Origin of the sequence: Streptomyces sp. NPDC014889 (assembly GCF_043081205.1) — a bacterium.
In the GTDB taxonomy this organism is placed as follows: Bacteria; Actinomycetota; Actinomycetes; order Streptomycetales; family Streptomycetaceae; genus Streptomyces.
Map to the genome: position 1 here is coordinate 1 of NZ_JBIBWH010000004.1, position 20,019 is coordinate 20,019.

The following is a 20,019-nucleotide window of genomic DNA, read 5'->3' on the forward strand; positions in this document are numbered from 1 at the left end:
CGCGGGCGCCATCGTCTCGGGTTCCTCCGGTACCGCGCAGGCGAAGAAGGAGGCCCTGGAGGCCGCGGGCGTCAAGGTCGGCAAGACCCCGACCGAGACGGCCAAGCTGGCCCGCGCCATCCTCGGCAGCTGAGCACCGGCCGCCCTCGGCGGCTGAGCTCTCCGGAGCCGGTCCGGTGGGCCCGTCCCCAGATGGGGGCGGGCCCACCGGCGTTTCCGTGCGCGGACCGGCCGAGTCGTCCGGCGCCGGCCGTTCCTGTCATCTGCTGTCCGGGGCCAGCCGCTCCGGCCCGCCCGCCGACGCCTTCCTCAGCTCGGCGCGCACCTTGAGCGCCTCCGGCGGGAGCGGGCCGAGCAGGCCCTGCACCGGCAGCCCGTGGATCGCGTGCCCGGGCGAGACCGGGGCCAGGTAGTGCGTGGGGGCGGTGCGCAGGGTGAGCGTGGTCGCGCCGATGATGGTGGCCGTGAAGGCGATGGCGGACCGGGTCCAGAACCGGGTCCGGCGTTCCCCGGTCGTGCGCACGCCGGCCGGCTCGCCCGCCCCGAGGCGTTCCGTCGAGGCCAGGCGGACCAGCCGCCGGTGCAGCTCCGCGGGGTCGGCCAGCTCGGGCAGGCACGCGGCGAGCGCCTCGCGCGCGTGCATCAGCCGGTTCGCCGCGGCCGGGGTGCTCGCCTCCGTCTCCGCCGCCGTCTCGGGCAGGTCGAGGCCGACACCGTCGTAGAGCACCAGGGTGCGGCGGTACGACGGCGGGAGCAGCATCAGGGCGCGTTGCAGCGCGCGGTCCGCGGGGTCGGCCGGTGGGTCGGGGGTGCGGCCCCGCCGGCGGAAGCGGTGCCAGGGAGACAGCGCGCACTCGTACACCGTCGCCCGCATCCAGCCCGCCGGGTCCCGGTCGTGGGCCACCTCCGGCCAGCGCTGCCAGGCCAGTTGGAAGGCCTGTTCCACGGACTCGCGCGCCCGCTCGTGCCGGCCCGTGAGCAGATAGGCCTGGCGTACGAGGGCCGGGGCGCAGAACGCGTACAGGGCGTCGAAGGCCTGAACGGGCGTCAGCGGGGCGTCCGCCGCGTCGAGGGCCTGATCCCGCGTCAGGGAGGCGGTCGCGCCGGAGCGCCGGTCCGCCGTGGGGGATGGCAGCGGGTTCGCATGACTAATCGTCATGATGCGTCCCTCCGTGTGAATAGGCACATAATCGTATATTGAGTGACACGGCGGAGGTTCGCCTGTTGCGCCCGGAAAGCGTGTGCCGTTGGGAGCATGGAGGCCGTGATCCAGACGACCCGCCGACGTCCCCCGCTGTCACGCCTCCGCATCCGCCTGAGGGACCGCTCACCCGGCCTCGGAGCCGGGTTCCTGGGCGGTGCGGTCGCGGCGGGGCTGGGCCTCGGCTCGTTCGCCGTGCTCGTCATCGTCCTGTGGATCAGCTCGCCGTATCCGGACAGCGGGCCCGGCGGCGCGCTGCGTGTCGCCGCCGCGCTGTGGCTGCTGGCGCACGGCTCCGAACTGATCCGCACCGAGACCCTCACCGGGGTCCCCGCGCCCGTCGGCGTGACCCCGCTGCTGCTGCTCGCGCTGCCCGTGCTGCTGGTGCACCGGGCGGCCCGGGACACGACCGACGGGGGCGACGGCGGGCCGCTCGTCCCCCCGCGCACTGCCTGGGCGGGCGTCGTCCTCGGCTACCTCGCCGTCGGATCCGGTGCTGTCGCGTACGCGGCCGGCGGTGCGCTGCGGCCCTCGTGGGCGTGGGCGGCGGTGTGCGTACCGCTGGTCACGGCGGCGGCGGCGGGCAGCGGCGTGTGGACGGCGTACGGCTGCCCCCGCGCCCCCCTGGAACGGGCGCTGCGCCTGCTGCCGGGCGGTGCGCGGCGGCTGCTCCTCGGGCCTGGTCCGCGGGCGCGCCTGGGTGCCGCGGCGCGGGCGGCGGGCGCCGGGGCCATGGTGTTCGCCGGCGGCGGGGCCGTGCTGCTCGCGGTGTCGCTGGTGGCGCACGCCGGGTCGGTCGAGCGGGCCTTCCTGGAGCTGACCGAAGGCTGGTCGGGACGGTTCGCCGTACTGCTGCTGTGCCTGGCGCTGCTGCCGAACGCGGTGCTGTGGGCGGCTGCGTACTCCCTCGGCCCAGGCTTCGTGCTCGGCGCCGGCCATGTCGTCGGTCCGCCGGTCTCCGACCCGGCCCCGCTGCTGCCGCCCTTCCCGCTGCTCGCCGCGGTGCCGGACCCCGGACCCGGCACCGAGCTGGACTGGGTGACGGCGTCGGTGCCGGTGGTGGCGGGGCTGACGATGGGCTGGTTCGTGGCCAGGGCGGCGGTACGGGAGGAGCGCGGCGGCGGGGAGCGGGGCGGCGGGGAGTCGCGTGCGGGCCTGCGGGCCTGGTCGTGGCGGCGGACGGTGGCCGGCGCAGGACTGGCCTGTCTGCTGTGCGCGGCGGTTCTCGGGGCGCTCGCGGCACTCGCCGGCGGCCCGCTCGGGAACGCCGCGCTCGCCCGGTTCGGGCCGGTGGGGTGGCAGGTGGGCGCGGCGGCGCTGGTGTGGACCTCGGTGGGGGCCGTGCCGACGGCGGTGGTGCTGCGGGCGTGGCGCTGCCGCTTCGCCCGGGGACCGGTGAGCGTCGCGGCCCGGCCGAAGACCGCCGAGGCCAAGGCGGGCACCACCGTCACGGTGCCGCGGCCGTCGGCCGCAGAGGCCGTGCGCGCGCGGGTGAGCAGGTGGGGCCGGCTCCTGCGGGCGAAGACCTCGAAGCCCCGGTCCCCGCGGCCCGCACCGGTGCCCGTCCCCTACGACGATCTCCTCGAGCCGTACGACGTCCTGCTCCTCGACCCGCCGGTGCCGGGAGTCCCCTCCTGGCACGAGGACGGGGCCCGGCAGGCCCGCTGGACCGCGTTGAGGGAAGCGGCGGCGGGCACGGAGGCACCGCGGGAGACCGCGGTGGGGGAGGAGGAGAGCACGAAGCCGGCAGGAACAGGGGAGCCGGTGGATCCCCCCGCGGCCCCCGGTCACGGGAACCCGGTGGCCCCGCCCGCCCGGCGGGAGCCTTCCGCACAGGAACCCGGCGCGCAGGAGCCCCCCGCGCCGGACGCTCCCGTCAGTCGCTGATCCCCAGCACGCCCCGCAGCTCCGCCGGGAGATGCTGGTCGCAGGACTGCTTCGCCTCGTGGGTGAGGGAGTCGTTCACGCAGGAGTAGTAGTCGCGGTAGACGATCTGCGCCGTGAAGTTCACGGCGACCAGGGCGAGCGCCAGGGACGCGGTGACCAGACCGCTGATCGCGGCCGTCGTCTGGGGGCGGCCCTCGGGGGCCGGGCCGTTGCGGTCGTGCCCGCGCGACTTGGCGCGCAGCGAGCTGGCGCCCCAGTACAGGGAGAGCGCGCCCAGCAGCAGGGCCACGTACGGCCAGCCGAACAGGGCGAAGAAGAAGGCCCACATGCCGCACAGCAGGGCGTACCGCGCGCGGCGCTGGGCGGGGTCGGTGGGGTCCCAGCGCGGGCTGGGGCCGCCGCTCGGGTTCTGCGGGCCGCCGGGGCGCTGCGGGCGCTCGCCGAAGCCGCTGGGGGAGCGGCCGGGCTGGCGGTCGCTCCACTGGCTGCCCCAGTGGCCGCCACCGTCGCCGGACCCGTCGGAACCGCCCTCGGAGGAGGCGTCACGGCCGGACTGGGGCCGGGGCTGCCACGGGCGGTCGGGGGTGCCCTCCGGCGGCGGTGCGAAGGGGTTGTCGTCCGGGGCGGCGCTGCCGCGTCCGGCGCCGTCCCGCCCGTCCGGGGACCGCCCGTCCGAGGCCGCGTCCGGAGGTGTGGACGGGCGCTCCCGCAGCAATACGGCGCTGTGCCGCCCTCCCTGCGCCGGCTGCGGAGGGAGCGTGGAGAGTCGCAGGCTGCGGTCCGGCATCAAGTGAGCGTCTTCCCCTTGGTGAGTCACGAATGGTCTGGCACGGGCTGGTCCGGCACGGCCCGTCCGGCACGGCTGGTCCGGCACGACCGTGCGGGCACGGAGGTTGCTGGTGCGGAGAGCCCCTCAAGGGCACTGGGCCCATGGTCCGGGATCTCTCACCGCGTCAACGCACGGTGCGTGTGTTGCGTTCCCGTACCAGCTCCCCCCAGACGCTACCTTCCGGCCACGCCCCCGTCCCATGGGGGCCGTCCGATGTGCCGGTATCGTTGCTGACGGTCGGCCGCTTCGTAGGCTTCCCCGTATCCGGGGGCGCGAAGCATTTGTACGACCGTACAAAACAGCTCCCCCGAGAAAGGGCCCCATCGTGGCCGCCAAGCCCGTGGCCAAGCGCCTCGTCGTGCTGGTCTCCGGATCCGGCACCAATCTCCAGGCGCTCCTCGACGCGATCGCCGACGCGGGAGTCGAGGCCTACGGTGCCGAGATCGTCGCCGTGGGCGCCGACCGCGACGGCATCGAGGGGCTGGCGCGCGCCGAGCGCGCAGGGGTGCCGACCTTCGTGCGGAAGGTCAAGGACTACGGCACGCGCGAGGAGTGGGACGCGGCGCTGGCCGAGGCCGTCGCCGCCCACGAGCCCGACCTCGTCGTCTCCGCCGGGTTCATGAGGATCGTGGGGAAGGAGTTCCTCGCGCGGTTCGGCGGGCGGTTCGTCAACACGCACCCCGCCCTGCTGCCCAGTTTTCCCGGGGCCCACGGCGTGCGGGACGCGCTCGCGTACGGGGCCAGGGTCACCGGCTGCACCGTCCACTTCGTCGACGACGGCGTCGACACCGGCCCGATCATCGCCCAGGGCGTGGTCGAGGTACGGGACGAGGACGACGAGAGCGCGCTGCACGAGCGCATCAAGGAAGTCGAGCGAAGGCTGCTCGTCGAGGTCGTGGGGCGGCTCGCCCGCAACGGCTATCGCATCGAGGGACGAAAGGTAGTTATCCAGTGACCGCCGAGAGCAACAAGCGGCCCATCCGGCGCGCGCTCGTCAGCGTCTACGACAAGACCGGCCTGGAGGAGCTCGCCCGCGGGCTGCACGAAGCCGGCGTCGGACTCGTCTCCACCGGTTCCACCGCCGCCCGGATCGCCGCGGCCGGCGTGCCCGTCACCAAGGTCGAGGACCTCACCGGCTTCCCCGAGTGCCTGGACGGCCGGGTCAAGACCCTGCACCCCAAGGTGCACGCGGGCATCCTCGCCGACCTGCGCCTGGAGGACCACCGGCGGCAGCTGGGCGAGCTGGGTGTCGAGCCCTTCGACCTCGTCGTGGTCAACCTCTACCCGTTCCGCGAGACGGTCGCCTCCGGCGCCTCGCCCGACGAGTGCGTCGAGCAGATCGACATCGGCGGCCCCTCGATGGTCCGCGCCGCCGCCAAGAACCACCCGTCCGTGGCCGTCGTCACCAGCCCGGACCGGTACGCCGACGTCCTCGCCGCGGTGCAGGACGGCGGCTTCGACCTCGCCACCCGGGGGCGGCTGGCCGCCGAGGCCTTCCAGCACACGGCCGCCTACGACGTGGCCGTCGCCTCCTGGTTCGCCTCCTCCTACGCGCCCGCCGACGACTCCTCCTTCCCGGACTTCCTCGGTGCCACGTACGTGCGCAAGAACACCCTGCGCTACGGCGAGAACCCGCACCAGCCCGCCGCCCTCTACACCGGCGGCCCGGCCGGCGGACTCGCCGAGGCCGAGCAGCTCCACGGCAAGGAGATGTCGTACAACAACTACACGGACACGGACGCCGCCCGCCGTGCCGCGTACGACCACGACGAGCCGTGCGTGGCGATCATCAAGCATGCCAACCCGTGCGGCATCGCGGTCGGCGCGGACGTCGCCGAGGCGCACCGCAAGGCGCACGCCTGCGACCCGCTGTCCGCGTTCGGCGGGGTGATCGCGGTCAACCGCCCGGTCAGCAAGGAGATGGCCGAGCAGGTCGCGGAGATCTTCACCGAGGTCATCGTCGCGCCGGACTACGAGGACGGCGCGCTGGAGGCCCTCGCCAAGAAGAAGAACATCCGGGTGCTGAAGGCCCCGAACGGCCCGTGCGCGCGGGTGGAGGCCAAGCACATCGACGGCGGCGTGCTGCTCCAGGCCACCGACCGGCTCCAGGCCGACGGCGACGACCCGGCCCACTGGACCCTCGCCAGCGGCGAGGCGCTGTCGGCCGGGGAGCTGGCCGACCTCGCCTTCGCGTGGCGGGCCTGCCGGGCGGTGAAGTCCAACGCGATCCTGCTCGCCAAGGACGGCGCCTCGGTCGGCGTCGGCATGGGCCAGGTCAACCGCGTCGACTCCTGCAAGCTGGCGGTCGAGCGGGCCGGCGCGGAGCGTGCCCGCGGCTCCTACGCGGCCTCGGACGCCTTCTTCCCGTTCCCCGACGGCCCCGAGATCCTCATCGCTGCCGGCGTCCGCGCGATCGTCCAGCCGGGCGGCTCGATCCGCGACGACCAGGTCGTCGAGGCCGCGCAGAAGGCGGGCGTGACGATGTACTTCACCGGGACCCGCCACTTCTTCCACTGACCGGCGAACGCCCCTGACGGCCGCGGCCTCCGGCCCTCTCCACGAGAGAGCCGGAGGCCGCGCTCACGCCGGCCTCAGCACGTGGGCAGCGGGTTGGTCTCCGAGGCGATGTTGTTGTCGCTCATCCAGCCCCAGGCCCCGTTGTCCGCCTGGGTGTAGACCCAGCGGGTGGGGTGCGGCCCGCCGTGGTTCTGCCCGCCGTCGAACTTGCAGACGAACCAGGACGGGTTGGAGTACATGCGGCCCACGACGGTCCCCGTGTTGGTGCTCTTGTAGACGTTGGCGCCGCTGGCGTTGTTGCAGTACCAGACGGAGCCGCTCTTCCAGCACGGCGACGCGGCCTGGGCGCTGCCCGCCATGCCGAGGGCGAGAGCGGCGCCGGCGGTGACGGTGGCGGCGCCCATGGCGAGCGCCTTGCGGATGATGGTCATGACTGTTTCCCCCTTGTTCCTGCCCGAGTCGAGGACCTGGTCGAGGTCCTGCCACCCCGTGGGGTGGGTGGACGGCTCCACCGTGCCGCGGGCAGGGCGGCCGCGGTACCTCGGACGTCCCAGGGTCACTTCCCGCCCGGCGGCGTGTACTCCTTGAGGTAGTGCGCGACACGGGCGCCGTAGTCGCGGTACTTCGGGGGGACTCCGCCCGCCGCGTTCACCTTCCGGTACGACGTCCGGTAGGCGGCGGCGATCAGCACCCGCCGGTCACCGGTCAGCCCGGGCTCCAGCCGTGGCTCGATGAAGCACAGGTAGCGGCCCATGGCCGGGACGGACACGGCGGGGGAGAAGGGAGGCCGGGGGACCGAGGGGGCCGGCTGCCCGTCGGACCGCATCCACCAGCGCAGCACCGCGGGTGTCCACCGGGCGATGCCGTACTCGTCCGCGGCCGGGTCGGACAGGCCGGGGTCGAAGTCGCTCTCCACCTTCAGCATGGCGGCGATCAGCGCGGGTGTGACGTCCGGCTTGTCGCAGCCGTGCGCGGCGTCGACGATCAGCCGCCGGTGGACGACGGGGACGCCGCGGTCGGTTCGGAGTTCGGCGGCGCCGTAGGCGGACGCGGCGGGTGTCGCCGACGGTGCGGCTTCCTCGGCGTCGGGCGGGCGGTCGGCGCGGGTGCCCAGGCCGTGGACGAGCACCGCCGCGGCCGCCACGGCGAGCGCCGCGCCCAGGACGGCCGCGCGGTGCCGGCGGCGGGCTCGGGGAATCCCGGCAACCCTGGAAATCCGGGGGATTCGGGGGATCCGCGCGATGCGGGGCGGCCGGGAGGTCCCGGCCGCCGCCGAGACCCGGCGCAGCAGGGCCTCGGTGCCGATGCGGTCCTCGTGCGTACGGGCCAGGCAGCCGCCGACGATCTCCCGCCAGGCGTCGGGGAGTTCGGGGGACAGGCGCAGTTCCTGAGCGCCGCCGGCGTACGCGGCGGCCGCGTCCCTGCGGAGCGTCGGGGTGGCGCCGGGCAGCGGGAAGGCGCCGGTGAGGACCAGATGGGCGAGGACGCCGTAGGCCCATACATCGGTGGACGGGCGGATCCGGCGCCCGCGTTCGCCGATCTCGGACCACAGCAGTTCGGGCGGGGTGTAGTCGGGGGTGCAGAAGGCCGGCGTGTAGGCGTGGGTGCCCTCCAGTTCGGCGGCCATGTTGAAGTCGGCCAGACGCACCGAACCGTCCGGCATCAGCAGCACGTTGGCCGGTTTCAGGTCCCCGTGCACCCAGCCCGCCCGGTGCAACTGGGCGAGCCCTTCGCAGATCTGTGCCAGCAGCACGGGTCCCGTGCCGGGCAGGGGCCCGGCGTCGAGCAGCGCCGCCAGCGAGCCCCGGGCCTTCTCCAGGACGAGCACGGTGGCGCCGTCCAGGGCGGGGCGGGCCGGGTCGTCCACGGTCAGGGTCTCGTACATCCGGATCAGCCGAGGGCGGCGCAGCCTGCGGTGCAACGCGACCTCGCGCTCGACGAGTTCGCGCAGGTGGGTGAGCTGGCGCGGGGTGCCGGTGCCGGTGGGCAGGAACTTCAGGGCGGCCGTGCGCGGCAGCGTCCCGTCGCCTCCGGTGCGGCGCCCCTCGTAGACGCTGCCGAAGGCGCCCGTGGCGATGGGTCTGCACACCTCCCAGACGCCGACCCGGTACCCGCGGGGCACCGGCACGGCGTACGGCTCGGTCACCGGGACACCCGGCTCGGCCGGCCCGCGAGGACGGCCAGGTCGTCCTCCCGCACCAGGTCGAAGCGCAGGGCCAGGGAGACCAGCGACTCCTTCTTCCCGTTGAGGCGGGGACCGGTCTCGGCGGTCTCCGGGCCGGGCTTCAGCCGCAGCTTCACGGCCAGGTAGTCGATGTTCCACTGCACCGAGGTACGCGAAGCGGCCGGCCAGGCCGGGCGCAGCCGTTCGACCACCTGGTCGACGGTCGGCGCCGCGGCGTGCGGGTCCCCGCGCAGCCGGGGCTCGCACAGGGCGGCGAGCACCGCGAAGTAGCGCTTGCTGCGGTCCACGGAGAACGCCGGCGCCGTGGGTTCGCCCTCGGTTCCGTCCGCGCCGCTCAGATAGTCGTGCCGCGGCGCCCACACCTCGATGGGCAGCAGGTCACCGGCCGCGGGCAGCACGATCCGGGAGAACTCGAAGGGAACCGGCGCGTCCAGCCGCCCCGGCGCGACCTTGATGTGCTCGCCCGCGCCCTCCGGGTTCTCCACGACGTACGTGTGGCGGGCGGAGAGGTTGCTCAATATCCAGAACGCCCCGTGCGCGGTGATCTCACCGGCGCGGCGGGACACCCCGTCGTGCGCGATCACCAGGTCGTTGTCCGGGGCGGAGCGCCCGAAGGCCAGGCGCTCGCAGGGCGCGAGCCGGAACTGGGTGCTGTGTCGTCCGTCCCCCGTGGTCGGCGGAGGTACCACGATGATGCTGTACAAGGTGCGTCTCCCCGTGCCTGACGGCTACGGAATCCAGACTAGGGCGACGCACCAGGGCCGTGTCCCCCCTTACGGGGTGAGACACGGCCCTTGAGGATGAATGGCGCGAATGCGACCGTCCCGGTCAGTAGCGCGGACGGCTGAACCAGGCGGAGGCCGCGCTGTTCACCATCGCGGCGAGGATGATGCCGCCGAAGGCGAGCGAGACGAGTCCGCCGAAGGTGACCGAACCGCCCTGGCCGTTGGCGATGTTGACGACGCTGCCGAGGATCATCAGCGACGCGTACACGATGGTCGTGATGCGGATGCCGCTGCCACCGTTCTTGAACTTGACACCCAGGAAGATCGACAGGCTGCCGATCACCAGCATCAGGAGGGCGATCAGGATGACGAGGCCGGTCGCCATGCTGGTGGTGTCCCCGGATCCGAGGCCGTTGGAGGCGTCCTGGAGGGCCGCGCCCGCGATGCCGACGATGATGCCGACCAGCAACTGGAAACCGGCCAGGATGAACAGCAGCACCCGGGCGGTCTTGATCAGGCCCGGCATCTCGGGCGGAAGGCCGTAGCCGTACGGCTGGCCGACGGGCGGCGCCTGCGGGTACCCGTAGCCGGGCTGGCCCTGTGGGGCCTGCGGGTAAGCGGGCTGGCCCTGCGGGGCCTGCGGCTGGCCGGGCTGGCCCTGCGGCGGACCGTAGGGGTTGTTCGGGTCGCCGAAGCTCATGGCGATCTTTCCTCCGTTGCCTCGAGTGCGGGGACAACGCGCAGCATGGTTCGGAGGAAAATCGGAAGCGGTCGGTCCCCCCGGTACTGCCCGCGGCACTGTGCTGCCCATGGTTCTTTACCACGGGCTTACTTGTCCAGCCACGTGCCCCAGCTGTTGCGCAACGGCAACGTCACCGATCACGGGCGTGCGGGGAACCCGGCGGACCACCCGGATTGGAACCGGGAGCCGGTCATCCGCGAGGATAAGGACATGACCGCCCAGATTCTCGATGGCAAGGCCACCGCAGCCGAGATCAAATCCGATCTGACCGCCCGCGTGGCGGCGCTGAAGGAGAAGGGCGTCACGCCCGGCCTCGGCACGATCCTGGTCGGGGACGACCCCGGCAGCCGTAAGTACGTCGCCGGCAAGCACCGCGACTGCGCCCAGGTCGGCATCGCCTCCATCCAGCGGGAACTGCCGGCCACGGCGTCCCAGGAGGAGATCGAGGCGGTCGTCCGGGAGCTGAACGAGGACCCCTCCTGCACCGGCTACATCGTCCAGCTTCCGCTGCCCAGGGGCATCGACGAGAACCGCGTCCTGGAGCTGATGGACCCGGACAAGGACGCGGACGGCCTGCACCCGATGAACCTCGGCCGGCTCGTCCTCAACGAGCCCGCCCCGCTGCCCTGCACTCCCAACGGCGTGCTGACGCTGCTGCGCCGCCACGGGGTGGAGATCAAGGGCGCCGAGGTCGTGGTCGTCGGCCGCGGCGTGACCATCGGCCGACCGATGCCGCTGCTGCTGACCCGGCGCAGCGAGAACGCCACGGTGACCCAGTGCCACACCGGCACCCGCGACCTGTCCGCGCACCTGCGCCGCGCGGACATCATCGTCGCCGCGGCGGGTTCCCCGCACCTGATCCGCGCCGAGGACGTCAAGCCCGGCGCGGCCGTCCTCGACGTCGGTGTCTCCCGCAACGCCGAGGGCCGGATCGTGGGCGACGTCCACCCGGACGTGGCCCAGGTGGCCGGCTGGCTGTCCCCGAACCCGGGCGGGGTCGGCCCGATGACCCGGGCCGAGCTGCTGGTGAACGTGGTCGAGGCGGCGGAGCGCAGTGTCGGCTGAGACGGAGGGCACCGGGCGGGAGGCCGCTCCCGCGGAGCCGGAGACAGAGGTAGAGGTACGGGACCCGGTGGCTGTCGTGGACGCCTCGGGCAGGGCGCGCCGTGGCACACGCCGCTTCCCGCTGTTCACGCGGGACACCGCGCGGCCGGAGGGCGGCGGCCGGGCCGCGCCCGGCGACGCACCGGCGCCCGCTCGGCAGTGGCCGCTGCTGGCCGTGCTGGGCACGGTGGGGCTCGGGCTGCTGGTGACCGCCTTCGACGCCTTCAGGGTCGGTCTGCTGCTGATCGGCCTCGCGCTGCTCGGCGGGGCCGGGCTGCGCTGGTTCCTGCCCCGGGTCGGCATGCTCGCGGTCCGTTCCCGCTTCACGGACATCGTCACCTTCGGCCTGCTGGGCTGCGCCATCGTCCTGCTTGCGCTGATGGCCCAGCCGAAGCCCTGGCTGGAGATCCCGTTCCTGGACGACGCGCTGCACTTCACGGTCCGCAACGGCTAGCACCACGGTGCGTACGGCGGCCCGTCCTCTCCCCCGAGTCAGGACGGGCCGCCGCCGGGACCAAGCCTCCTGCACGGCGAACGGGCCGTTCAACGCCTTTCCGTGCGCTGTGGCACGGAAGTGACCGTTCCGCTACGGTGTCCGCGCTCTGCCACAGGACCCCGGACCGGACTCGGCCTCGGCCGGAGGGCCGGAGAGCCGAGGCGCCGGGGACCGCTGGGACGCACGAGGTCACGCCCGGATCCGGGATGTGCCGAGGTGTCGACAGAGTCCGCCGTGCGGCTGAGAGCGATCCACCCGTCCGGCTAGCGTGGGCAGTCGGCGCACCGGGCGCGCGCTCCGGCCCGAGTGCTCCCGTGCGCCCCTGATGCGGGACCTGAGATCCTGGCGGGGCGCGCTCCTGTGGGTAGCGAGAACTGGGCAGCGAGAACAGCGACTCGGCACAGGCGTCACGCGCGGGGAACAACCAGCACGTACCGGGGGGAAGGGGAAGCGATGCCTCGTTGGAAGGCCTTGCCCGATGAACTCGATCCACAGATCAGGGAGTTCGCGAGTCAGTTGCGCCGGCTCGTGGACCGCGGCGGCCTGAGTGTCGCTGCGCTCGCCGATCGCACGGGTTACAGCAAGACGTCCTGGGAGCGGTACCTCAACGGACGGCTCCTGGCGCCCAAGGGCGCGGTCGTGGCGCTCGCCGAGGTCACCGGCACCAATCCGGTCCACCTCACCACCATGTGGGAGCTGGCCGAACGGGCCTGGAGCCGGGCGGAGTTGCGCCACGACCGGACCATGGAGGCCATCCGGATAGCCCAGGCGCGGGCCGAGCTCGGGGAGTTGGGCGCGGGGTCACCCGGCGCCGAGGCGGGTGGAGGCAAGCCCGCCCGCAGGAACGGCGTCGCCACGGCGGAACCGGGGAGCGCGGGCCCGGCGGGCGTGTCCCCCGCGGTGCCCGTGCAGCCGACGGCGTCCGACGCGGACGCGCGTGAGGGCACCGCGCGGAAGGCGCCGCCGGCCCCGGAGGACGCCGTGGCGACGGCTCACCTCCCGGCCACCGCGCCCGGGCCCGCCGCTCCCGGCGAGAGTCCGGACCTCGACCCGGCATCCGGGACCCGCGCCGGCTCGGCCGCGGGAACCACCGGAGCCACCAGATCCACCGGGGCCGGTGCCGGTTCCGCTCCCGGCACCCAGACGTCGTCGGGTGGCAACTCCTGGGGGCTGGCCGGTTACCAGGGACCGTCCCGGACGGGCGGACGCACCCCCGACGTCAAGGCGCCCGCGGCCGGGGGCGCCGGGCCGGCCGCCGGACTCACGAGCCCGCAGCCCGTGGTCTCCGCCGGTCCGTACGCCCAGAGCGACCCGGGCGGCCCGTACACCCCGGCCTCCCCCGGCCCGCAGGGCGAGCCCCCGCGCTCTCCCCGTCCCGCTTCCTCGGGCGGCGGGGGACGGAAGCGGCAGGTGATGATGTTCCTCGCGGGAGCGGCCAGCTCCCTGGCCGTGATCGGCGCCGTCTTCCTCCTCACCGGCGGCGGGGACGGCAAGAAGGCCGCGGACGCGCCCAAGTCGCCCTCTCCCTCCGCCGACGTCAGCCTGCCGGCCGGCGTCAAGTGCGTCGCGGACGGCTGCACCGGCAAGGACGCCGAGGCCATGGGGTGCAGCGGCAACCTGGTGAGCACGGCCGACAGCGTCACCGTCGGCACGACCCTGCTCGAGGTCCGCTACAGCAGGACCTGCGGCGCCGCCTGGGCCCGTATCACCCAGGCGGTCCAGGGTGACGAGGTCCGGGTCACGGTCGGCGCGCGCACGGAACGCGGCGCGCTCGCGGCGGACGGCGAGACGATCGCGTACACGCCCATGGTCGCGGTGCGGGACGCGCAGCAGGCCAAGGCGTGCGCGACGCTGGCCTCGGGACAGACGGGGTGCACCGGCTAGTACAGACGGGGTGCACCGGCGCTGGTACAGACGGGGTGCACCGGCTGGTGCCGTGACCGCGGTGGCGGTACGGGGCCGTCCGGATGACAAGTCGCACGGGGCAGGTGTGGGGGCCGCCGAACCGGGCACGCGGACAGTACCCCCACGGGAGTCCGGTTTTCCGGCAACCCCCATACGGCGGCCGCCCTCGTCCCTCCTCTCCCGGACGGGCGGCCGCCTCTCCCACGTCACCGGGTCGCTCTGTGGGCCGGGCCACAGGGGCCCGGCCGTCCGAGATCCCGGAGAGGCGATAGCCTGACGGCTGGATCTCTCTTGACGCCAAGAGATCGATCATCCGTTGAGTGATCGGTCATCGCGGCGCCGCCGGTCAGCGGCCGGCGGCGGGATCCCGCACCCCGGGGCAGGGACGCCCCACCGCCAGCTGTCATACGGAGAACGCCATGACCCGCACTCCCGTGAACGTCACCGTCACCGGCGCGGCCGGCCAGATCGGTTACGCCCTGCTCTTCCGCATCGCCTCCGGCCAGCTGCTCGGCGCGGACGTGCCGGTCAAACTGCGCCTCCTGGAGATCACGCCGGCGCTGAAGGCCGCCGAGGGCACGGCCATGGAGCTCGACGACTGCGCGTTCCCGCTGCTTCAGGGCATCGACATCAGCGACGACCCGAACGTCGCCTTCGACGGTGCCAACGTCGCCCTCCTCGTCGGCGCCCGCCCCCGCACCAAGGGCATGGAGCGCGGCGACCTCCTCGAGGCCAACGGCGGCATCTTCAAGCCGCAGGGCAAGGCCATCAACGACCACGCCGCGGACGACGTCAAGGTGCTGGTCGTCGGCAACCCCGCGAACACCAACGCGCTGATCGCCCAGGCCGCCGCCCCGGACGTGCCCGCCGAGCGCTTCACCGCGATGACCCGCCTGGACCACAACCGCGCGCTGACCCAGCTCGCCAAGAAGACGGGTTCGACGGTCGCCGACATCAAGCGCCTGACGATCTGGGGCAACCACTCCGCGACCCAGTACCCGGACATCTTCCACGCCACGGTCGCCGGCAAGAACGCCGCCGAGGTCGTGAACGACGAGAAGTGGCTGGCCGAGGACTTCATCCCGACCGTCGCCAAGCGCGGCGCGGCCATCATCGAGGCCCGCGGCGCCTCGTCGGCCGCCTCCGCCGCCAACGCCGCCATCGACCACGTGCACACCTGGGTCAACGGCACCGCCGACGGCGACTGGGCCTCCATGGGCATCCCGTCGGACGGCTCCTACGGCGTCCCCGAGGGCCTGATCTCCTCCTTCCCGGTCACCTGCAAGGACGGCTCGTACCAGATCGTCCAGGGACTGGAGATCAACGACTTCTCCCGCGCCCGCATCGAGGCCTCCGTCAAGGAGCTCGAGGAGGAGCGCGAGGCGGTCCGCTCCCTCGGCCTGATCTGAGCCACCGCACCTGTCCGCAGGCCCCGTTCCGGATCCGTCCGGAGCGGGGCCTGTGTGTTCGTGCCGCCCGATCGGGACGGAAGGAGACGGCCGTCGGGTGTGGCTCGTGTCACCGTGGTGCCCTCTTGACAATTCGCTTCCCTCGCGGCTTTCCGCCCCTCTATGCTGATGGTTCATCAGTTCTGTGGAACTGAGGACCTTTCGCATCTCGGGGGAGTCGCGTGAGCACCGCATCCGTGCCGAAGCAACCGCAGCCGCCGCCCCCGGACGCGCCCCCGCCCATGCCGCCGCACGCGAGCGAGGCCACCCGGCTGCTGTGCGCGGGGACCTATCTGGACCCCGTCTTCCGGGACCGCGTCATCGAGGAACTGCACCTGAACGAACAGCGGATCGTGGCCCCCTCCCTCGGCTTCGACGCGGCGCGCGTGCTGGCGCACGCCCTGCGCGCACGCCGCGTGGAGGTGGGCTGGGCCGCGGCGATCGTGGGTCTGTGGATCGTGGGCTGGCCGCTGACCGGCGGGGCGATGGCCGTCTACCTCCTGCCCGGCCTGCTGCTGGCGACGGGCGTGGCCGTCCGCGGCGACGACCCGCGCGAGCCGGCGGGACGCAAGGCGGCGGCGCTCGCCATGCGCTGGCTGGGCCGCCTGGTCTTCGCGGTCCTGCTGCTCGCCACGGTGGTCGCCGCGTTCTCCGGCAAGGAGGAGGCCGAAGCCGCACGCCACGGTTACGTCGACGGACCGAAGGGCCTCCTGCTTGGCCTGCTGCCCGGGCTGTCCGGCATGCTCGGCGGCCACGGCACGATCGGCGCGCTGCAGGCCTGGCTGGCGCTCGTGCTGTTCCTGGCCGTCGCCGTGTGCGCGGGCGTCCAGCGCAGCCAGTTCGCCCGCGCCCTGGGCGGCGAACTGGCCCCGGAGCGCTTCCCGGACGCCGCCTCCGACCCGGCGGAGCGGGCGGAGAGTCCGCGCTTCCAGCGGCTGAAGGAGCGCATCCGGCTGGAACAGCACGCCCCGCTGGTCATGTACCGCGAGTCGCACCCGTTCTGCGGCGCGGGCAAGGCCCACGACACCTGGGTGCTCGCCGTCCAGATGCGTCCCGCCGAGGGGAGGGAACCGCGCCCGCTGAGCAACCGCACGGTCCTGGACACCGTTCGGTCGCTCCTGGAGGGCCTGCGGCTGCCCCCCCAGTACGCGGGGCACGCGGTCCGCGACCGGCTGCGCTGGCTGGAGCTGGACGAGTGCGTGTTCCTGCCCGCCGAGGGCATGACCCGCCGTGAGGACGCCCCGTACGGCCGGGAGGCCTTCGAGGCGCACCGGGACCGGGCCGTGGAGGAGGGCGCCGAGAAACGGCGGCACTTCCTGCGGGTGCGGGTCGGCGGCTGGGAGGAGGAACTGGTCGTCACGGTCCACGTGCGCGTCCACACCCAGGGGCGGATGCTGATGCTGGAGATCGCCCCGCATGTGCTGATGCCGATCCGGGAGGACTTCAAGGACGCCGACCGCATGGCTCACCAGCTGCGCAACAACAGCCCGTTCGGCAGGGCGACCTGGGCCGCAGGACAGGTGCCCGTCTCGGCGGTCCGCTCCCTGTTCACCCTGTTCCGTGCCGCCGGCCACGGCTGGCAGCTGCTCACCGGCGGCTACGGCAACGCCCTGCCCGAGGGTCCGGCCGTGTCCGTACGGGAGCTGGGCGCGGCCCGTTCCCGCTCGTTGTTCCAGCAGATGGACGTCGATCGCTACCTGCGCAGCATCCAGGACCGCATCGCACACGGCGTGCGCACGGCACTGACCGAACACGGCTACCGGACGGGTGAGTTCGTCCAGAAGGTCGTCAACATCAGCAACGGCGGCGTGCACATCGACTCGGTCGCGCGCAGCACGTTCGCGATCGGCGAGCACGCCCACGCGGCCTCCACCGCGGGCGACGGCGCGCACACCCCCCGCACCACCTCCCCGACCACCGACGGTCAGTGACCGGACAGAAGGGACCCGGCAGCGATGACCACCGCGGATGAGCCGGGCGTCAGCCTCGGCGACGTCTCCCACAGCACCTTCGCCATCGGCAGCCACGCGCATGCCGAGAGTCACCACCACACGGCCCCGCGCGACCCGGCCGACGAGGAACTGCTCCAGGCCGTACGGGAGCTGCGCGCCGATCTGAGGCGCCTGCGGAGCACCGAGCAGACCCGGGACCTGGACGCCACGCTGGCCGACACCGAGGACGAGATCACCCGCACCGGCGCCGCCGGGGCGAGCAGGCGGCAGCGGCTGCGCGAACTGCTCACCGACGCCCAGTCGGTGCTGACCCTGCTCGCGTCGGCCGGGACGGTGGCCGGCCTGCTCGGGATGTGAGGGGGAACACCGTGGTGAACGGGGACGGGCGGCACTGGAACGACGAGACCCAGCGTTGGGAGGACGGCACACGGGACGTGGCGCGGGCGACCCCGCCGCCGCCCGCCCGGCCGGGCCCTCTGCCGGCGTGGCCGCCGGGTGGGGTCCGGGATCCCGACGCACCCACCGACGTGTGGCCCGTGGTGGCCCCGCCCGCGCCGCCGGCCCCGCCCGCGCCGCCGGCCGTGCCCGGCGGGCACAGCCGCCGTACCGTCTGGGCGGTGATCGGCGCGTCCGCCGCCGTCGGCGTCGCCGTCGCCCTGGTGGTGACCCTCGGCCTCGGCGGCGGAAGGAACGGCGGCGACCGGGTGGCCGCCACGACGAGCGGCACGCCCGCCGTGTCCGAACCGCCCCCGGCCACGTACGTCTCACCGGAACCGGACACCGGGACGCCGTCCCCGTCGGCCGACGAGCCGCCGGCCGGCTACACCGCCTACGACGACCCGGAGGGCTTCCGCATCGCCGTGCCCGAGGGCTGGCAGCACCAGCGGTCCACCGTGACCTCCCAGTACGGCATGGACATCGTCAACTACCGTGATTCCACGGGCCGTCACCGGCTCCAGGTGTACGAGGTGCGGGAGTTCTCCCCGGACGAGTCGTTCGACCTGTACCTGTCCGAGGCGGTGCCCAAGCCCCCGGGTTTCCGGACGCTGTCCCGGGTGAACCTGGACAGCGGCGACTTCACCGGCTCCCGGCTGGAGTACCTGGCCGACTCCCTCAGGGGCGAACCGGACATCGGCACCTGGTACGTGGTGGACGAACGCTTCCAGGCCGCCGACGGCAGGCTGTACGCGCTCGCCTCCTACGGGCCCGAGTCCGACGGCCGCGACGACGAGCGGGGGGTTCTGGCGGCGGCGCTGGACTGGTTCTGCCCCTCCTCCGCCACCTGCGGAGGCTGAGCCGCCGTCGTTCCAGGTACGCCCTGTCGTCCCTTTTGTTCCGCGATGTCCCCAAGTTCCGTGACCCGGAACACTTCCGGTCACCGGTAGGGCATGGACCCCGAGGAAGGGGGCAGGTGCCCGCTCACTCTTCCTGCGCAGGGCACGGCATGACGCAGGGCAACTGAGCGGGAGCGGAAGGCAGTACCGATCATGGCGGACAGTACGGGACACGGTGCGCGCGGCACCATCCACGCGGGCGGGGAGTGGCGCGAGGCGATCGGCGGCGCCACACGCGAGATCCTCGATCCCGCGGACGCGGCACCGTTCGCCGTGGTCGCGGAGGGCGACGAGAAGGACGCGGACGTGGCCGTCGAGGCCGCCCGGCGCGCCTTCGACGGCGGCGAGGGCGCCTGGCCGCGCACCCCGGTCGCCGAGCGCGCCGCCCTGTTGCGCCGGGTGGCCGGCCTCCTGGTGCGCGACCGGGAGGAGCTCGGCCTGCTGGAGAGCCGGGACACCGGCAAGACCGCGGAGGAGGGCCGCGTCGACGTCGACTGCGTCGCCGACGCCTTCCGCTACTTCGCCGACCTCGCCGCCGCGGAGGCCCCCGGCCGGGTCGTGGACGCGGGCACGCCCGATGTGCACAGCGTCGTCGTGCATGAGCCGGTCGGCGTCTGCGCGCTGATCACGCCCTGGAACTACCCGCTGCTCCAGGCCAGTTGGAAGATCGCCCCGGCGCTCGCCGCCGGCAACACCTTCGTGATCAAGCCGAGCGAGATCACCCCGCTGACCACCGTCGCGCTGATCGGCCTGCTCGTCGAGGCCGGCCTGCCCGCGGGCGTGGCCAACATCGTCACAGGACCCGGCCACACCGTCGGCGTCCGGCTCGCCGAACACCCCGACGTCGCCCTCGTCTCCTTCACCGGCGGCCTGGTCAGCGGCGCCAAGGTGGCCCGGGCCGCCGCCGACACGGTCAAGAAGGTCGCCCTCGAACTCGGCGGCAAGAACCCCAACATCGTCTTCGCCGACGCCTGCGCGACCGACGAGGGCTTCGACACCGCCGTCGACCAGGCCCTCAACGCGGCCTTCCTGCACAGCGGCCAGGTCTGCTCCGCGGGGGCCCGGCTCATCGTCGAGGAGTCCGTCCGGGACCGCTTCGTCACCGAACTCGCCCGCCGTGCCCAGAGGATCCGCCTGGGCCGTGGCACCGCGCCCGGCGTCGAGTGCGGCCCGCTCGTCTCCGAGCGGCAGCGCGCCAGGATCGAGGCGTACGTCGCCTCCGCGCTCGCCGAGGGTGCGGTACCGCGCTGCGGCGGCAAGCGGCCCGAGCCCGCGGAGACCCGGCCCGCCACCGGCTACTTCTACGAGCCGACGGTCCTCGACCACTGCACGCGCCAGATGAAGGTCGTCCGGGAGGAGGTCTTCGGACCCGTCCTCACCGTCGAGACCTTCCGCACCGAGCACGAGGCGGTCGCGCTCGCCAACGACACCGAGTACGGGCTCGCGGGCGCCGTGTGGACCGCCGACGCGGGCCGCGCCCGGCGCGTGGCCGGCCGGCTGCGGCACGGCACCGTCTGGATCAACGACTTCCACCCCTACCTCCCGCAGGCGGAATGGGGCGGCTTCGGCAAGAGCGGCGTCGGCCGCGAGCTCGGCCCCGCCGGGCTCGCCGAGTACCGCGAGACCAAGCACGTCTACCAGAACCTCGCCCCCAGGCCGGTGCGCTGGTTCGCGGGCTGAGCCCCCGCGGGCCG

At 73.8% G+C, this 20,019-nt stretch carries 17 protein-coding genes and 1 pseudogene; 12 read left to right on the forward strand and 6 right to left on the reverse strand.

The features are described 5' to 3' along the window. A pseudogene (locus tag ACF09J_RS08835) lies at nt 1–133 on the forward strand (succinate--CoA ligase subunit alpha); the annotation flags it as partial. 126 nt (nt 134–259) lie between these two features. On the opposite strand, the gene ACF09J_RS08840 reads toward ACF09J_RS08835, so the two are convergent. After that, entirely contained in the window at nt 260–1,159 is a 900-nt protein-coding gene (locus ACF09J_RS08840; protein WP_392304685.1) for an RNA polymerase sigma factor, read from the reverse strand. 96 nt (nt 1,160–1,255) lie between these two features. On the opposite strand from ACF09J_RS08840, the gene ACF09J_RS08845 reads away from it, so the two are divergent. After that, complete coding sequence (locus tag ACF09J_RS08845) at nt 1,256–3,088, forward strand: DUF6350 family protein (protein WP_392304686.1); 1,833 nt, start codon at nt 1,256–1,258, stop codon at nt 3,086–3,088. Here ACF09J_RS08845 and ACF09J_RS08850 read toward each other — a convergent pair. Further along, nucleotides 3,078–3,875 (reverse strand): hypothetical protein, encoded by a 798-nt coding sequence (locus ACF09J_RS08850; RefSeq protein WP_392304687.1) that lies wholly within the window; start codon nt 3,873–3,875, stop codon nt 3,078–3,080. The two genes, ACF09J_RS08845 and ACF09J_RS08850, sit on opposite strands and share 11 nt — an antisense overlap. Before the next feature lie 367 nt (nt 3,876–4,242). Between ACF09J_RS08850 and purN the strand changes: the two genes are divergently transcribed. Both purN and purH read left to right on the forward strand, forming a co-directional pair. Beyond that, nucleotides 4,243–4,872, forward strand: coding sequence for a phosphoribosylglycinamide formyltransferase (gene purN / locus ACF09J_RS08855; protein ID WP_392304688.1), 630 nt, complete (start codon nt 4,243–4,245; stop codon nt 4,870–4,872). After that, nucleotides 4,869–6,434 carry a bifunctional phosphoribosylaminoimidazolecarboxamide formyltransferase/IMP cyclohydrolase gene (purH, locus tag ACF09J_RS08860; protein ID WP_392304689.1) on the forward strand — a complete coding sequence of 522 codons (1,566 nt, stop codon included), beginning with the start codon at nt 4,869–4,871 and terminating at the stop codon, nt 6,432–6,434. The genes purN and purH overlap by 4 nt, the downstream gene beginning before the upstream one ends. A gap of 74 nt (nt 6,435–6,508) precedes the next feature. Here the strand turns inward: purH and ACF09J_RS08865 are convergent, their stop codons facing one another. The 4 genes from ACF09J_RS08865 to ACF09J_RS08880 all read right to left on the reverse strand — a co-directional run bounded on the left by ACF09J_RS08865 (nt 6,509) and on the right by ACF09J_RS08880 (nt 10,044). Beyond that, a complete protein-coding gene (locus ACF09J_RS08865) occupies nt 6,509–6,865 on the reverse strand; it encodes a hypothetical protein (protein ID WP_392304690.1) in 357 nt (118 codons plus the stop codon). Nucleotides 6,866–6,990: 125 nt separating this feature from the next. Continuing rightward, entirely contained in the window at nt 6,991–8,580 is a 1,590-nt protein-coding gene (locus ACF09J_RS08870; RefSeq protein WP_392304691.1) for a protein kinase, read from the reverse strand. Further along, the gene (locus ACF09J_RS08875; protein ID WP_392304692.1) at nt 8,577–9,323 is read right to left on the reverse strand and encodes an FHA domain-containing protein; all 747 of its coding nucleotides are present in this window, start codon (nt 9,321–9,323) and stop codon (nt 8,577–8,579) included. Before ACF09J_RS08875 ends, ACF09J_RS08870 begins: the two co-directional genes overlap by 4 nt. 124 nt (nt 9,324–9,447) lie before the next feature. Beyond that, nucleotides 9,448–10,044: a hypothetical protein gene (locus ACF09J_RS08880; protein ID WP_392304693.1), complete on the reverse strand. Its 597-nt coding sequence runs from the start codon at nt 10,042–10,044 to the stop codon at nt 9,448–9,450. A 252-nt stretch (nt 10,045–10,296) separates the two neighbouring features. Between ACF09J_RS08880 and ACF09J_RS08885 the strand changes: the two genes are divergently transcribed. The 8 genes from ACF09J_RS08885 to ACF09J_RS08920 all read left to right on the forward strand — a co-directional run bounded on the left by ACF09J_RS08885 (nt 10,297) and on the right by ACF09J_RS08920 (nt 20,005). Continuing rightward, nucleotides 10,297–11,151 carry a bifunctional methylenetetrahydrofolate dehydrogenase/methenyltetrahydrofolate cyclohydrolase gene (locus tag ACF09J_RS08885; RefSeq protein ID WP_392304694.1) on the forward strand — a complete coding sequence of 285 codons (855 nt, stop codon included), beginning with the start codon at nt 10,297–10,299 and terminating at the stop codon, nt 11,149–11,151. Beyond that, nucleotides 11,141–11,644, forward strand: coding sequence for a DUF3017 domain-containing protein (locus ACF09J_RS08890; RefSeq protein WP_392304695.1), 504 nt, complete (start codon nt 11,141–11,143; stop codon nt 11,642–11,644). The genes ACF09J_RS08885 and ACF09J_RS08890 overlap by 11 nt, the downstream gene beginning before the upstream one ends. A gap of 495 nt (nt 11,645–12,139) precedes the next feature. Further along, nucleotides 12,140–13,570 carry a helix-turn-helix domain-containing protein gene (locus ACF09J_RS08895; RefSeq protein ID WP_392304696.1) on the forward strand — a complete coding sequence of 477 codons (1,431 nt, stop codon included), beginning with the start codon at nt 12,140–12,142 and terminating at the stop codon, nt 13,568–13,570. 440 nt (nt 13,571–14,010) lie between these two features. Then, nucleotides 14,011–15,000, forward strand: a complete 990-nt coding sequence (locus ACF09J_RS08900) for a malate dehydrogenase (protein ID WP_392304697.1) — start codon at nt 14,011–14,013, stop codon at nt 14,998–15,000. A 221-nt stretch (nt 15,001–15,221) separates the two neighbouring features. After that, nucleotides 15,222–16,970: a hypothetical protein gene (locus ACF09J_RS08905; RefSeq protein WP_392304698.1), complete on the forward strand. Its 1,749-nt coding sequence runs from the start codon at nt 15,222–15,224 to the stop codon at nt 16,968–16,970. A 24-nt stretch (nt 16,971–16,994) separates the two neighbouring features. After that, a complete protein-coding gene (locus ACF09J_RS08910) occupies nt 16,995–17,348 on the forward strand; it encodes a hypothetical protein (RefSeq protein ID WP_392304699.1) in 354 nt (117 codons plus the stop codon). A gap of 11 nt (nt 17,349–17,359) precedes the next feature. Next, nucleotides 17,360–18,286: a hypothetical protein gene (locus ACF09J_RS08915; RefSeq protein ID WP_392304700.1), complete on the forward strand. Its 927-nt coding sequence runs from the start codon at nt 17,360–17,362 to the stop codon at nt 18,284–18,286. Nucleotides 18,287–18,478: 192 nt separating this feature from the next. Beyond that, a complete protein-coding gene (locus ACF09J_RS08920; protein ID WP_392304701.1) occupies nt 18,479–20,005 on the forward strand; it encodes an aldehyde dehydrogenase family protein in 1,527 nt (508 codons plus the stop codon). The last annotated feature ends 14 nt before the right edge of the window (nt 20,006–20,019 follow it).

Bases quoted from the DNA above. Each gene is read 5' to 3' on its own strand.
- ACF09J_RS08880 (WP_392304693.1), bottom strand. From the start codon at position 10,044: ATGAGCTTCGGCGACCCGAACAACCCCTACGGTCCGCCGCAGGGCCAG.
- ACF09J_RS08920 (WP_392304701.1), top strand. From the start codon at position 18,479: ATGGCGGACAGTACGGGACACGGTGCGCGCGGCACCATCCACGCGGGC.
- ACF09J_RS08865 (WP_392304690.1), bottom strand. From the start codon at position 6,865: ATGACCATCATCCGCAAGGCGCTCGCCATGGGCGCCGCCACCGTCACC.
- ACF09J_RS08900 (WP_392304697.1), top strand. From the start codon at position 14,011: ATGACCCGCACTCCCGTGAACGTCACCGTCACCGGCGCGGCCGGCCAG.
- ACF09J_RS08895 (WP_392304696.1), top strand. From the start codon at position 12,140: ATGCCTCGTTGGAAGGCCTTGCCCGATGAACTCGATCCACAGATCAGG.
- ACF09J_RS08840 (WP_392304685.1), bottom strand. From the start codon at position 1,159: ATGACGATTAGTCATGCGAACCCGCTGCCATCCCCCACGGCGGACCGG.
- ACF09J_RS08850 (WP_392304687.1), bottom strand. From the start codon at position 3,875: ATGCCGGACCGCAGCCTGCGACTCTCCACGCTCCCTCCGCAGCCGGCG.
- ACF09J_RS08910 (WP_392304699.1), top strand. From the start codon at position 16,995: ATGACCACCGCGGATGAGCCGGGCGTCAGCCTCGGCGACGTCTCCCAC.
- ACF09J_RS08845 (WP_392304686.1), top strand. From the start codon at position 1,256: ATGGAGGCCGTGATCCAGACGACCCGCCGACGTCCCCCGCTGTCACGC.
- ACF09J_RS08885 (WP_392304694.1), top strand. From the start codon at position 10,297: ATGACCGCCCAGATTCTCGATGGCAAGGCCACCGCAGCCGAGATCAAA.